Source organism: Jeotgalibacillus proteolyticus (genome assembly GCF_002926065.1).
GTDB classification, from domain to species: Bacteria; Bacillota; Bacilli; order Bacillales; family Jeotgalibacillaceae; genus Jeotgalibacillus; species Jeotgalibacillus proteolyticus.
The window spans coordinates 581,101-595,692 of the sequence record NZ_PREZ01000002.1; the positions used below are offsets into that span (position 1 = coordinate 581,101).

Annotated in this window: 12 protein-coding genes, 1 pseudogene and 1 other annotated feature; of the genes and pseudogenes, 5 read left to right on the top strand and 8 right to left on the bottom strand. The window is 41.7% G+C overall.

Annotated elements, in window-relative coordinates; genetic code table 11:
* Window positions 1–135: 135 nt before the first annotated feature.
* Window positions 136–435: a hypothetical protein gene (locus C4B60_RS06585; protein WP_104057202.1), complete on the bottom strand. Its 300-nt coding sequence runs from the start codon at window positions 433–435 to the stop codon at window positions 136–138.
* 186 nt (window positions 436–621) lie between these two features.
* Between C4B60_RS06585 and C4B60_RS06590 the strand changes: the two genes are divergently transcribed.
* Window positions 622–2,079, top strand: coding sequence for a DUF2254 domain-containing protein (locus C4B60_RS06590; protein ID WP_104057203.1), 1,458 nt, complete (start codon window positions 622–624; stop codon window positions 2,077–2,079).
* A gap of 75 nt (window positions 2,080–2,154) precedes the next feature.
* Here the strand turns inward: C4B60_RS06590 and C4B60_RS06595 are convergent, their stop codons facing one another.
* The 5 genes and pseudogenes from C4B60_RS06595 to C4B60_RS06615 form a co-directional block, all read right to left on the bottom strand.
* Window positions 2,155–3,579 carry an SLC13 family permease gene (locus tag C4B60_RS06595; protein WP_245153890.1) on the bottom strand — a complete coding sequence of 475 codons (1,425 nt, stop codon included), beginning with the start codon at window positions 3,577–3,579 and terminating at the stop codon, window positions 2,155–2,157.
* Between the two features lie 162 nt (window positions 3,580–3,741).
* Window positions 3,742–4,615: pseudogene (locus C4B60_RS06600) on the bottom strand (FAD-binding protein).
* Window positions 4,616–4,827: 212 nt separating this feature from the next.
* Window positions 4,828–5,142 (bottom strand): rhodanese-like domain-containing protein, encoded by a 315-nt coding sequence (locus C4B60_RS06605; protein WP_104057205.1) that lies wholly within the window; start codon window positions 5,140–5,142, stop codon window positions 4,828–4,830.
* Window positions 5,143–5,238: 96 nt separating this feature from the next.
* On the bottom strand, window positions 5,239–7,650 hold the full coding sequence (leuS, locus tag C4B60_RS06610) for a leucine--tRNA ligase (RefSeq protein ID WP_104057206.1): 2,412 nt from the start codon (window positions 7,648–7,650) through the stop codon (window positions 5,239–5,241).
* Window positions 7,651–7,712: 62 nt separating this feature from the next.
* Window positions 7,713–7,936, bottom strand: a binding site (T-box leader).
* An 83-nt stretch (window positions 7,937–8,019) separates the two neighbouring features.
* Complete coding sequence (locus C4B60_RS06615; RefSeq protein WP_104057207.1) at window positions 8,020–9,207, bottom strand: MDR family MFS transporter; 1,188 nt, start codon at window positions 9,205–9,207, stop codon at window positions 8,020–8,022.
* Window positions 9,208–9,497: 290 nt separating this feature from the next.
* Between C4B60_RS06615 and mnmL the strand changes: the two genes are divergently transcribed.
* The 4 genes from mnmL (at window position 9,498) to C4B60_RS06635 (ending at window position 12,778) form a co-directional block, all read left to right on the top strand.
* Complete coding sequence (gene mnmL / locus C4B60_RS06620) at window positions 9,498–10,460, top strand: tRNA modification radical SAM protein MnmL/YtqA (RefSeq protein ID WP_104057208.1); 963 nt, start codon at window positions 9,498–9,500, stop codon at window positions 10,458–10,460.
* Window positions 10,457–11,041, top strand: a complete 585-nt coding sequence (mnmM, locus tag C4B60_RS06625) for a tRNA 5-(aminomethyl)-2-thiouridylate-methyltransferase MnmM (protein ID WP_104057209.1) — start codon at window positions 10,457–10,459, stop codon at window positions 11,039–11,041. The genes mnmL and mnmM overlap by 4 nt, the downstream gene beginning before the upstream one ends.
* Before the next feature lie 610 nt (window positions 11,042–11,651).
* Complete coding sequence (locus C4B60_RS06630; protein ID WP_342365029.1) at window positions 11,652–12,089, top strand: MarR family winged helix-turn-helix transcriptional regulator; 438 nt, start codon at window positions 11,652–11,654, stop codon at window positions 12,087–12,089.
* 62 nt (window positions 12,090–12,151) lie between these two features.
* Complete coding sequence (locus C4B60_RS06635; protein ID WP_104057211.1) at window positions 12,152–12,778, top strand: FMN-dependent NADH-azoreductase; 627 nt, start codon at window positions 12,152–12,154, stop codon at window positions 12,776–12,778.
* 61 nt (window positions 12,779–12,839) lie between these two features.
* On the opposite strand, the gene C4B60_RS06640 is transcribed toward C4B60_RS06635, so the two are convergent.
* On the bottom strand, window positions 12,840–13,700 hold the full coding sequence (locus tag C4B60_RS06640; RefSeq protein WP_104057212.1) for a pirin family protein: 861 nt from the start codon (window positions 13,698–13,700) through the stop codon (window positions 12,840–12,842).
* A gap of 90 nt (window positions 13,701–13,790) precedes the next feature.
* Entirely contained in the window at window positions 13,791–14,564 is a 774-nt protein-coding gene (locus tag C4B60_RS06645) for a class I SAM-dependent methyltransferase (RefSeq protein WP_104057213.1), read from the bottom strand.
* Window positions 14,565–14,592: the final 28 nt, after the last annotated feature.

Here is a 14,592-nt window from a genome sequence, read left to right on the forward strand (position 1 = left end):
TGTTTTATTTTCAATTTTCACATTATTATTGAACTTAGCACATCCTTTTTAATATGGTTATATGTTCTTTTCTTTTTTGGAGAGTATTTCAGACGTGAAAGTCCCATCTTTTGCTTAAGTAAGAACCAAGAAACTTTATTCGTCTTCATCTGCCTTCCTCTTATTTATTCCCTTTTCCAAAACCTCTTTTGCTTCCTCACTTATCAAACTACTTTCATAAAGCTTTACAATCGCTTTTACCATATCCTTTTCATTAAAAGCAGGTGCATTGTTGATGGTGTTGCCATTCTTGGTATATCTCATCAGAAGCTGCTCCTGTTCTTTTGGCACTCCATTCACAATAGGTGTACATCTGTCAAAAATGATGCTGTACTCATCATTTACATAGTGAGAAATGCGGTCATGCCGCTTATACTTTACCGTAGCTTTATTCATTGCTTTTGCCTCCTGCTATAATCAATTTTTCAGCGCTCCCTGACTTACCTCCCTTAAGGATCAAATAATTCGACAGCATTTTCAACTAATTTAGTATAAAACGCACTAAGTTTTTCCTCTTCGGGTATGGTGAACTATGCAGTTTGACTTCTGTATGATTCAAAACAGGTAAAAGGAAGTGTCTGGATGAAACCAACGATTGCAGAAAAAATAAAATGGTACAAGCGCATGTCAAAGGAGGAAAAGTGGCTATATAAATATTCCAATCTGTGGATGACTCCCTTGTTATTTGCCTTAATGTCATTACTTTTATTTCTGGCAACGGTCTGGGCTGATTTATGGATGGACTTTGGGCAGTTGATGCCTCTGATTCAACCGGATTATGAGCTGACAATGAATATTTTAAGCGCGTTAACAACCGGGCTGTTATCTCTCACTTCCTTTACTTTTTATGGAGTTCTCACAGCACTGACCACCTTTTCCAATATGTTCTCTCCTAGAATTTTAAGGAATTTTATGATCACGAAAAAAACGCAGCGGACATTAGGAATTTTTATCGGAAGCTTTTTGTACGTCATTCTCTGTCTGCTTTTTCTAACGGAGGAATCTGAGTACTTTTTCATCCCTACTACTGCCACTCTGCTCTCAGTAATTTCGCTTGGAGCATTTGTTGTATTCATAAACCATATTATCAATTGGCTCCAGGTAACGAATATGACCCTTGATATGAAAAATGAATCACTGAATATTATCGGACGTTCTCCTATAAATGAACTGGAACTGACCCAGTTGGAAAATCGCAGTTCAGTGAAAAATCAAATTCCGCAAACGGAAGGCCATCACATTTTCATGAAGGAGTCAGGCTACTTGCAGACAATTTATTTTAAAGAACTGATGGAGGAAGCAATAAAAGATAATATTGTTATCCGGCTGGAGCACAAAGTAGATAACTTTGTATTTGGCTCCACCCCAATCGCTACCTACTGGAAAATGGATAACAGTGGTGAGGAAATTGATGAGGAAAAGTTTAGTAAGATGTTTCATCTTGGAAGAAAACAGCGGGAGCTTCATGATATAGAGTACAGTTTAAATAAATTTGTTGAAATCGCTATTCGGGCACTTGGCAATAATGATCCGATCACCGCATCAGGTACAATTCACCAAATCGGTGATCTTTTAATTAACATCTCTCAAAAGGAATCGTTTACTTCCTTTCTTGCAGATGAAGATCAGAAACTTAGAATTATCCTAAAAAGTCTGGATTTTGATGAATACCTTTATATCAGTTTTGCCTCTATCCGCCATTATACCGGGCAAAATACCGTTGTGACGATGGAGATGCTAAAAGTGCTCCATAGTGTATCCCAGGGAGTAAAAGAACGGGATCATGAGTCTGTGTGGAATTTTGTTGATTATATGATCAAGGGCTTTGAAGCTAACTATCTTCACCGTCTGGACCGCCGCAGATTTTATGTTCTGATTTGGGAGATCGCCTGTCTCACAGGCCATGCTTCAAGCTTTGAAAAACTGGCAAACAAAACTTTATCAAAAATAGAAGATGAGGAGGAGCAGGAGGAGGCGAGAAAATATATTAAAGTAATCTCTAGCTCTTTACCGGCGAACGTAATTAAAAAAAGGACGTGACTTTCTGAGTGCAATTAAAGAGGAATTGGCTGAGACGTCGTTTGCCCCGGCTAATTCCTCTTTCACTCTGGTATTCTATGTTAATACGATCGGCTGCCAGAAATAAACAAAGAGAACGATGACTAAAATGGCCATGATATTCATCCAAAAGCCGGCCTTAACCATATCCTCAATTGTTAAATAATCAGAGCTGAAAACAGCTGCATTAGGAGGGGTTGAAATCGGCAGCATAAATGCGCATGAAGCTGTCAATGCCACAATTCCCATGATGGAGTAAGGATCTACCCCAATCCCCAGCGCAAGACCGATACTCACCGGGATAAGCATATTTGAAACTGCGGTGTTGGACATGATTTCTGTCATAAATAGCACAATTGCAGCAAGAGCGATTAAAATGACGATAAAAGGCAGTACTTCAAGCCCCTGTAGTAATTCCCCAAACCATTCAGTCAAATTTGATGACTCAAATGCCGCTGCAAGTGACAGACCTCCTCCAAACAAAAGGAGAATTCCCCATGGAAGATTCCGCATATCCTTCCAAATCATCAGTCCCCCTTTTTCCTTTCTCGCAGGGAAAAGGAACATTGAAGTAGCTCCAATCATGGATATAGAGGTATCAGATAGCGTATAGGCCTCAGGCAAAAAGCCGCTAGACATCCATAGCAGACCAACTACTGAGAAAACCGTTAACACTGCTTTTTCCTCGTAGGACATCGGACCAAGCTTTTCAAGCTGCTTTCTCGCAAAATCAGAGGATATTTCCTTTTGATCCTTCACTTTAAATTGAATTTTTGTTATGTAAAAATACATTCCCGTAAGTAAAAGAATGGTTAGTGGAAAACCAAATAAAAACCAATCGAAAAATGTAACAGTCCGGTCCAGGCTGTTAGCGGCTACCGCAACAAATACCGCATTTGGAACCGAGCCGATAATTGTAGCCAGGCCGCCGATCGAGGCAGCATAGGCAACCGTTAAAAGAAGGCTTTTTGCAAAACGGTGAAGAGAAGCTTCATCAAAAAACTCTTTTTCTTTTATTTCTTCAATTAAAGCTAGAGCAATCGGAAGCATCATAAGAGCAGTTGCAGCATTAGAGATCCACATAGATAATCCTGCTGTAGCAATAATAACCCCTAAAATAATCCGCTGACTTCCCGTCCCGACGTAGGATAAAATAAACATGGCAATTCTTTTATGTAAGTTCCATTTTTGAATAGCAAGCGCAATTGTAAAGCCACCCATATACATAAATACAATCGGGTCTGCATACGCCATCGTCGCTGTTCTTTCGTCAGTGCCTCCGGCGATGGGAAGCAAAAAGATTGGCATTAGTGATGTTGCCGGTATCGGCATCGCTTCTGTAACCCACCACGCAGCTACCCACAACGTAACGGCCAATACAGCTCTTGGTGCATCCCCCAATCCTGTTATTGCCGGAAAAAAATAAATAACCGCAAATAGTAACGGTCCCAGAATTAAACCAATTTTTTGTCTAGTATTCACATAACCTGCCTCCCTGCATTGTTGTAAACGTTTGCGAAAAACTAAAGGTATCATGTGATTCCCAAAATGTAAATATCAGATCCTTCCAGAAAGCAGTTGATATTAGTCCCTTCAGAAACATGAAATTGCGAACAGCAGTAATTTAAAATCGTTTCTTCCTTCTTACTCCTTACCCTCAGCCTCTAGTGCCATCGCTCTTCCCGCTGTTCTTCCTGAAAATAAACAGCCTCCTAAAAAAGTTCCTTCTAATGCCCGGTACCCATGAAGTCCCCCGCCTCCAAAGCCGGAAGCCTCTCCTGCTGCATAAAGTCCTTTAATCACTTCTCCAGAATCATTCAATACACGTGCTGATAAATCGGTTTGAAGTCCTCCTAATGTTTTTCGGCTGACAATATGAAGACGTACAGCAATTAAAGGACCATTTTTAGGATCAAGTACTTTATGAGGCGGTGCTACACGAATTAATTTATCACCAGCATAATTTCGTGCTCCTCTTATAGCAGTAATCTGAAGATCCTTTGAGAACGGATGATCGATTTCCCGATCGCGTGCCTTAATTTGCTGTTCAATATCGTAGAAATCTAAAAGACTTTCTCCCGTTAGTCTGTTCATTCCTTTTACGGGGGACAGAATTTCCATGGCCGTCTGCCAGGTACCCGCCTCTTTCTGCCCAGCCGACCACCGGAAAAAATCGAACACCCATTTTATGAAGCCAATCCCGCTTTTCCCCTGAGGCAAACTTAATATAAGCTTCTGCCCAATTTTCACCCCAATAATCTTCATCCTCTTCTCTGTCAAATCCTGCAGAACCAAGCCAGTCCTGCCAGGCCAACTCCTTGGAATCCTTGATGCCCATTCTTCTCTGTTCAGGAGAATCAATTAAAAATAGACCGCCAAAGGACCACCAGGCCTGTCCTCCAAGGGAAGCTTCAGGCTCCTGATCCACAATGAGCACTTTTTTTTTGGCATCCCCAAGTTCCGCTGCTGCTGTTAACCCTGCAAGACCTGCACCAACTACTATTGCATCATAATTCATGTATGCACTCTCCGATCTTTTGATTGTCTACTCTCTTAATATATCAAACTATTCAGTATTTTAACTTTAAATAGATTTTCCATATCGTAGAAGGGAAACGCTCTCGAACATAAAAGTATCGATTTAAAGCTTTTCCCTTAAAAACAATCTATCTCTTTTTATTTTTGGAAATCAAAAAAAGCCATTCTCTAAAAGAGAATGACTTTGTCTTTTTATGCTTTTGGTTTTGTTTCTCCTTGATAATCAAGCATGCCGCCTGTCATATTGACTACTTTAAAGCCGTGATCATGAAGGAACCAGCCTACATTTTCACTGCGTTTACCTGAGCGGCAGATAAGGATGTATTCATTTTCTTCATTTAGATCATCTAAATGCATGGCAACATCTCCCATTGGAATATGAGACGCTTCAGGAATCATGCCTTCAGCCACTTCATCTTCCTCACGTACGTCGATCAGATGAAGCGTTTCTCCTGCTTCAAGCTTTTGCTGCACCTCTTGCGCTGTAATCGTTTTTAATTCAGACATATAATCCTTCCTTTCACTTCTTGACTAGTTTTTAGTATACCAAAAAACAATGCCGGAGACGCTCCCAAAAGACGGAGAGTCATCCGGCAGGTACATTTAATTCGCTACGATATTAACAAGCTTACCCGGTACTGCAATAACCTTGCGAACTGTTTTTCCTTCAATCGCGTCCTTGATGGCTTCCTCGTTTGTTGCTAACTCTTCCATATGTTCACGGCTAGCATCACGTGAAATCATCATTTTTATTTTCATCTTGCCGTTAACCTGTACAACGATTTCCACTTCATTATCCACAAGCTTTGATTCATCAAATGAAGGCCAATCAGCATAAGCAAGATTTGCTTCACCAAGCTTTTCCCAAAGCTCTTCTGCTAAGTGAGGAGCAAACGGGGAAAGAAGCTTTACAAAGCCTTTTGCATACTCATTCGGGATGACATCTGCTTTATAAGCGTCATTCACAAACACCATCATTTGAGAAATCGCTGTATTAAAACGGATTCCTTCGATATTCTCAGAAACCTTTTTCACTGACTGGTGGTACACCTTTTCAAGTGATTCATTTGATTGATTTTTAACTTTATGTGTCAGCTTTCCTTCATCTGTAACAAACAGACGCCAGATCCGGTCGAGGAACCGACGGGAGCCGTCAAGACCATTTTCTGACCAGGCAATAGATGCATCAAGCGGTCCCATGAACATTTCATATACGCGAAGTGTGTCAGCACCGTGCGTTCTAACGATTTCATCAGGATTAACCACATTGCCCTTTGACTTACTCATTTTTTCGTTGTTTTCACCAAGAATCATTCCCTGGTTAAATAACTTTTGGAACGGCTCTTTTGTTGGAACAACACCAAGATCGTAGAGCACCTTATGCCAGAAGCGGGCATAAAGAAGGTGAAGTACGGCGTGCTCAGCACCGCCGATATAAATATCTACAGGCAGCCAATGCTTAATTTTTTCAGGGTCGGCAATTGCATTCTCATTGGTTGGATCAATGTAGCGAAGATAATACCAGCAGCTGCCCGCCCATTGAGGCATCGTGTTGGTTTCTCGTTTACCTTTTTTTCCTGTCTCAGGATCGGTTACATTTACCCACTCTTCAATATTGGCAAGGGGTGATTCACCAGTGCCTGACGGTTTAATATTTTTTGTTTTAGGAAGCTCAAGCGGCAGCTCCTCAAATGGAACGCCGGTTGTGGTGCCATCCTCCCAGTGAATAATTGGAATCGGCTCTCCCCAGTAGCGCTGGCGGCTGAATAGCCAGTCGCGAAGACGGTAGGTTGTTTTCTTTGTGCCAAGTCCTTTTTCTTCTAACCAGGAAATTGCCTTGCTAATGCTCTTTTCTTTTCCTAAACCGTTTAAGAAGTCAGAATTAATATGAGCGCCATCACCAGTGTAGGCTTCCTTTGCGATGTCTCCGCCTTCTACGACTTCAACGATTGGAAGATTAAATTCTGTCGCAAATTCATAATCACGTTCATCGTGTGCAGGAACAGCCATAATGGCGCCGCTGCCATAGCTCATCAATACATAATCAGCAATCCAGATCGGCATTTTTTCGTTATTTACGGGGTTGATGGCATAAGCACCAGTGAAGACACCAGTCTTTTCTTTTGCCAGATCCGTACGCTCAAGATCACTTTTAGATTTCACTTTATCAATGTAGGCTGCCACTGCTTCTTTTTGCTCCTCAGCAGTTACCTTATCCACTAAAGGATGCTCAGGAGCAAGAACTGCGTATGTGGCACCAAATAATGTATCAGGACGGGTCGTAAATACCTCGAAGGATTCATTCGTATCAGCGATTTCGAAACGGATTTCAGCGCCTTCCGATTTCCCTACCCAGTTGCGCTGCATTTCTTTAATGCTCTCAGGCCAGTCAAGCTCCTCCAGGTCATCAATTAAGCGGTCAGCGTAGGCTGTGATTTTCAGTACCCACTGTCTCATTGGACGGCGCTCTACCGGGTGACCTCCTCGTTCACTTTTCCCATCAATAATTTCTTCATTTGCTAAAACAGTGCCAAGTGCCGGGCACCAGTTCACTGCTACTTCATCAACATAGGCAAGACCCATTTCATGAAGCTTTAGGAAAATCCATTGCGTCCATTTATAGTAGCTTGGGTCAGTTGTGCTGATTTCGCGGTCCCAGTCATAGGAAAAACCAAGCTCCTGGATCTGACGGCGGAAGGTATCGATATTTTTTTTCGTAAACTCCGCAGGATCATTCCCTGTGTCAAGGGCATATTGCTCAGCAGGAAGACCAAATGCATCCCAGCCCATCGGATGAAGAACATTGTAGCCATTCATTCTTTTATAACGGGAAAGAATATCTGTCGCCGTCATACCCTCAGGGTGACCTACGTGAAGGCCGGCGCCAGATGGATACGGAAACATATCCAGTGCGTAAAATTTCTTTTTGCCAATATCATCCGATGTTTTAAATGTTTTGTTTTCAGCCCAGTATTGCTGCCATTTCTTTTCGATTTTCTTATGGTTAAAGCTCATCCTGATTCCTCCTAGTATCTAATGCGAAAATTCAAAAAAAACACAAAAAGCTCCCGTCCCTATCATGGGACGAGAGCCTGGTTATAAGTCTCCCGCGGTACCACCCAAATTCGTGTACACGCACTTTTAAAAAGTTAATCCTTATCGCGGAATACGGATTGTACTAATACGTTTCGTACAATCGACTCTGAGGCGAGTTCACGATTCATCCGGCTGACTTCCACCACCCGTCAGCTCTCTACTGGCTCGAAATGAAATCCCTACTAATCCTCTTCTACGTCTGAATATTGAATTCTCTCTTATTGTAATGCAATCCAACGCCGTCATGCAAGCTTTTCTTATCTGCATTATAGACAATGTTCCTTCTTTTTAGCCATTTACTGATAATTGCTTTTTCTCTTCACGCATGGGACGATCATAGAGTAACGTTACTGCTATAGCAGCGAAGAGCAGGAAGATTAAAAAGATGAAAAGAACAGACATACCATAAAAATCAACCAGGACGCCTCCTAAAAAAGGTCCGATCATTCGGCCGCCCGTGGCAGTTGAGTTTACTACTCCCTGGTAGAACCCTTCCCTTCCCTTTGGAGCAAGCTGATTGGCAATTGTCGGCACTGCCGGCCAAATGAGCATTTCACCAATAGTTAAAATAATCATTGCGGCTAGAAATCCCTGGAATGATCCGGCATAAGCTGTGAATGCAAATGAAATCATGAAAATGACAATGCCAATAATCATCTGCTTTTTCAAGTTTTCTTCAAACCGCTTAACAATTGGTTTGATCAACGGCTGCCCAAGTACAATGATAGCACCATTAACCGTCCAAAGAATGCTGTATTGAGTAAGCGTAATATTAATCTGCTGAGTATAGGTCGCGATCGTTGACTGCCACTGCACATAGCCGACCCAGCAAAGAAGATAACCCGTACACAGGATTAATAGAGCTGTGAAGGCATGTTTATTTTTAATCCGGCTTGATTGCTGCAGGACGCTCGTTTGAATATTCGGCTGAATTGAAATGCCTTTATACGTAATGAGTGCAAGAAAAAAGAAAGCGACATACATTAAAAAGTTCGCAAGAAAAATATAATTAAAGGATACTGAAGCGACGATGCCTCCTAATGCCGCTCCAACTGCCACACCAATATTTTGCGCAAGATAAATCGCATTAAATGATTTTCTTCCCCCTTCAGGCCAAACAGAGCCTGCCATTGCATACATCGATGGAAAAACAATGCCGGACCCAAAACCGATAATAATTAAGAAAAATAAATAAAAGGGCCAATCATGCCAAAGCGTTAACCCAAGCAAGCCAGCAAGTGAAATTACAATTCCGATCATGATTGAACGGTAGCCTCCCACTTTATCAAAAAGCACACCCCCAAGCAGATTACCAATGACACTCGCTGCAGCATTTGCCATCAGGACAAGTCCAGCTACAGCTAAGGATTTACCTAGATAGTCATGTATATAAATAGTGTTTAGCGGCCACAAAAAAGAAGCCCCCGTCACATTGATCATCATTCCGATCACCAGCATCCAAAGTGCTCGCGGCATTTCTCTTCCTCATTTCTCTCTATCTATTTCGAGTACCAAATTAGTTTAGCTTTGATTTCAAAAATCTTCAAGCCTGAACGGTCTCTTTCTTATATACTTTAATTTGGGAGTTAAAATTTTTTTGAGTTACTACTAAGTATAAGTAATAACTGCATTAATAAAATTTCACTCCATTCGTGTCAATTTTGGGATTTAATCTTTTTGACATTGGTTTAAGCAGCGTGAACATGATAGAATGCGCTATAGACGAACCTAGTCAGTTCAGACATAGCAAAGGAGGGTCTTACCCTTTGGAACAAATAAATCCATTTAACTATTCAGCTGATCAAAAGCGATATCATACATGGAACTACCATTTAAGAAATCATTTCGGCCATAAAGTTTTTAAGGTGGCACTTGATGGCGGCTTTGACTGCCCTAACCGTGACGGCACTGTCGCGCATGGCGGCTGTACCTTCTGCAGTGTTGCCGGCTCAGGAGATTTTGCCGGAAACCGCGTGGATCCTTTGGAAAAGCAATTTAATGAAATAAAAGACCGCATGCATCTAAAATGGAAAAACGGCAAATACATGGCGTATTTTCAGGCCTTTACAAATACACACGCACCAGTAGAAGTGCTGCGCGAAAAATATGAAACCGTACTCCGCATGGATGATGTAGTAGCGCTGTCTATCGCTACCCGTCCCGATTGTCTTCCAGATGATGTGGTTGAGTATTTAGCAGAGCTTAATGAGCGCACTTACCTTTGGGTCGAGCTTGGTCTGCAGACTGTTCATGAATCAACTGCAACGATGATCAATCGTGCCCATGATTTTGAATGCTACAAAGAAGGCGTTAAAAAACTTAGAGCCCGGGGCATCCGCGTTTGTTCCCATATCATCAACGGACTTCCGCAGGAGGACTACGGAATGATGATGGAGACAGCTAAGGCTGTTGCAGAGCTGGATGTGCAGGGCATAAAAATTCATTTGCTTCATTTATTAAAAGGTACGCCGATGATAAAGCAATATGAAAAAGGCGTCCTGGAATTTTTATCACAGGAAGATTACGTAAATCTTGTATGTGACCAGCTTGAAATTCTCCCGCCAGAAATGATTATTCACCGCATTACCGGCGATGGTCCAATTGAAATGATGATTGGTCCGATGTGGAGCGTTGATAAATGGTCAGTACTGAATGCTATTGATGAAGAATTAATTAGACGTGAATCCTATCAGGGGAAATTTTATAAAGAGGTGAGCCCGCAGCGATGAAACTGGACCGCATATTGCCTTATGCACGGCAGCTGCTTGAACGGGCTGTGACAAAGGGTGATGTCGTCGTTGATGCCACAGTCGGAAACGGCCACGATACCTTATATTTGTCTCAGCTTGTCGGCGAGCACGGACGTGTGTACGGCTTTGATATACAGAAGGAAGCGATTGAGGAAACGGCTACTAAATTAGAGGAACATCAGCTTAGAAATCGTGTCATGTTATTTCAGGAAGGGCATGAAATGGTGGAAGAGGCGATTCCGCCTGTTCACCACGGAGCGATTGCAGGAGCTGTTTTTAATCTAGGATATTTGCCTGGCGGTGATGAAACGATTGTTACCCGGCCCAGAACGACAATTACAGCTGTTAAGAAGCTGCTTGAGATGCTGAAGCCCGGGGGTATTATTGTGTTGGTGATTTATCATGGCCATCCTGAGGGGGCTGTTGAGCGGGATTATTTGCTGCGGTTTGTGCAGACGATTGACGGTGAGACTGCTCATGTTTTGAGGTATCAATTTATGAATACGCAGACTCCTTCGCCATTTGTGATTGCGATTGAGAAGCGAGAAAGCAGAAGCTAGCCTGTATAGGGCTGGCTTTTTTGTTTGAACTTAACCTAGGTGTTAAGTGGAAATATTTTTTTAATGGGTCGTGTTAATTTACGCTGCAGGCTGCGCCTTGCCGGCGAAACTCATAAGGTCCGACAGATTAGTTAAGGGAGTGAACAGATTAATGCGGATTTCGGATAGATTATCGGAGAAGTGGACAGATTAATGCGTGAGCCGGACAGATTATCAGATCAAGCGGACAGTTCAACGTTTAGCTGCAAAAGTGAACTGAACTACACTGAATAAATTAGAGCAACAGGATATCAATGATTGATCCTAGGTGCTCTTTGGCTATTTTATTTAAAAATGCAGATGTGAATGGCTTCAAAAATCATAAAATTCTCAGCCTCCCCGCTTTTTTCGTCTGATTCACTTCATTCCACTTCTATCAACTCCCTGGGGAGTAAATTTACTACTTTGAACCTTTTTTCAAAATAATAAGTACACATAGGATAAATAAACTGATTTTTAAAGGTTTTAAAGAAAATAATCTCGGTTCAGGTAGGCAATCCAATTTGTTGACATACATCTGCAGAATCTTTATACTCTATAATTAGTTTGTGTAGCAACTAATTTGAGGTGAATGCTTTTGAAACTCAGTTTTCAGGATTATATCAGCATTAAAATTCATAAGACCGATCTCCTCCTGACAGGCTTTATTAAGTCGAGGCTTGAGCCGTACAATCTGGCACCTGAACAGAATCTGATCATGATGCTGCTTTGGGAGAGGGACGGGCTTACACAGAATCAAATGGTTCAAATGCTGAATAAGGACAAAACAAATATTGCAAGGATGGCTTCTAATCTGGAGAAAAAAGGATTCATTAAACGAAGCCAAAGCGAAGAGGATAAACGTGTCATCCAAATCTTTCTCACTTCTGAAGGGAAAAAGCTTGGTGACAAAATTATCCCGATTGCAGAGCAGTTTAATGAGCTCGTCTGTAAAGGGCTCTCTGAAGAAGAATTGACCGAGCTTGAAAGACTGCTTTCTAAAATGAGCAGCAATATCCAATCTGAATAAACAACGTCCTTTGCCTATCCGGTTGCTATCGAAACTTATATTATAAATTGGAGGTTTTACCATTGTCTAAAGTACTATTTGTAAAAGCAAACTCAAGACCAATCGATCAATCCGTAAGTGTTAAGCTTTACCACCAATTCCTTGAAGAATATAAAGCCGCTCATCCTGAAGATGTTATTACGGAGCTGGATTTATTTGAGGAAGAGCTTCCTTATTACAATACAGAAATGATCAACGGCATGTTCAAGCTTTCAAAAGATGTTGAGCTTACAGATGAAGAAGCAGAAGCAACGACTGTTGTGACAAAATATCTGGATCAGTTTCTTGATGCGGAAAAAGTAGTTTTTGCTTTCCCTCTATGGAACTTCACAGTGCCTGCAGTGCTGCACACCTATTTAGATTATCTTGCTCAGGCAGGAAGAACTTTCCGTTATACTGCTGAAGGTCCAGTAGGTCTTCTTCAAGACAAAAAGGTTGCCCTGCTTAATGCACGAGGCGGCGTTTATTCAGAAGGCCCTGCAGCTTCAGCTGAAATGGCTGTAAACTATGTAGAAAATATGCTTAATTTCTGGGGGGTTCAGGATATTACATCCATCATTATTGAAGGACATAACCAGTTCCCGGATAAAGCTGAAGAAATTATTGAAGAAGGACTTCAAAAAGCAACAGCAGCAGCTGGCGCATTTTAAAACTTAAGCCGAATAAAAAGCACAGAGATCAAAACGATCTCTGTGCTTTTTTATAGTTATTTTAACGGGCAGCAGGACCAAATTTTCCTTCATGATAATCCCGGTACGCTTGTTTAATTTCTTCCATAGAGTTCATCACAAATGGACCATAAGGAACGATTTCCTCTTTTATTGGAACGCCTGAGTAAATCAGAATTTTACTTCGTCTGGTTTTCGCTTTTAGATGAAATTCACTCCCCTTTTTGGCATCACCATTTTCTTTAAAGCTTAAAAGAGCTGTCCCGTGTTTCGAGAGCTGCACGTGATTTTCACCCATCTCTAGTTCTCCTGATAAAACGTACACAAAAGCATTATGGTTTTCTGGAATTACATGAACATAGGAAGCTCCTTCATCGAGTGAAACCTCGGTCAGTGTAATAGGAACGACCGATTGCAGCGGTCCTTTGGCGCCTGCGATATCCCCTGAAAACACCTTAACCTTTCCACATTCAATCGCAACTTCAGGAGCCTCCTCACTGTATACATTCTGATAGGAGTTATCCGTGTTTTTCAATTCCTTTGGCAGGTTCAGCCACAGCTGAAGGGTATGGGCGATGTCATCCTCCACCCCTTCCTCGGCATGCCTTGCACCAGAGCCGGCGTTCATATATTGCACATCACCCGGTTGGAGGATGTCTCTTCCTCCCCCATTGTCGATATGCTCAAGTCTTCCATCAATGACATAGGTAATTGTCTGGAAGCCTCTGTGCGGGTGATCAGCGAATGCTCCCTTTTTAAACCAGTCCTCAGCCATGATAATAAAAGGGTCAAACTCCTTCCAGCGGTCCATCGGCAAAACCCAACCCTTTTGAATAAAAGGAAAAGAAGCCTCTTCATATTGCACGTACCAGTGATCCTTAACTTCTCTTTTCAATAAGTCCATTTTAATCTCTCCTTTCTGGATATATAACGAATAGTTGCTATACCAACTATTATAAATCAACGCTTAGCTATATCCAAGAAAAGTGCATTATTACTCTTTAACTGCCTTCCAGATTGTCCATCTGTCTTTTTCTATAATTTCCCCATCCGGCAGCTTGGCATCCAGAAATTGAACCAGGGTTGTCAGCTTCTGATCATCTATTTCATGCAGAATACTTCTACCAATTTTATCGCTGATATCCTGTAACAGCTGCTCCTTTTTTTCATAAATCTTTCTGGTCTCCCAAAGCTTTACTTCCTCTACATGAGTAAACCCGGCATCTTTTAGAGCTTCTTTTACCGCTTGGCTGCCATGTCTCCTGTTTCTTTCTTTTTCAATTAACTCAGGAAATTGAGAAAAGATATAGCCTCTAATATGATGATCATTTCCTTCAAGCAGACAATCTTCCAGGGTGCGGTCTTGTACGATAAAAATTCCATTTTTCTCAAGCACACGGCAGGCTTCCTCAAAGCATTTAGTTAAGTCGTCCAGATGATGAATTAACGCTCTTTCAAGCACTACCTGATAACTCCCGCTTTGCTGACCAGTTTCATAGGCAGAGCCATGCTCAAAAGAAGTATTTTTATACTCATGACAGTTTTCACGTGCCGCTTTAATTGCAGCCTTGGAAAAATCAATACCAACTACCTCTGAAGCGCCGAGGAGGGATAAAGCTTTTGTGTAAATGCCTCCGCCGCAGCCTACATCAAGAATTTTAATTCCTTTTAGCGGTACGAGCTTTTTTACTGCTTCCCTCCATGACTCATCTGCTGTTCTAGTTGTATAAGAGTAACTGTTTTTTGAACTGTGAAAATCAATCCCCACACTTCATCCCTCCAGTATTGATCTTTTT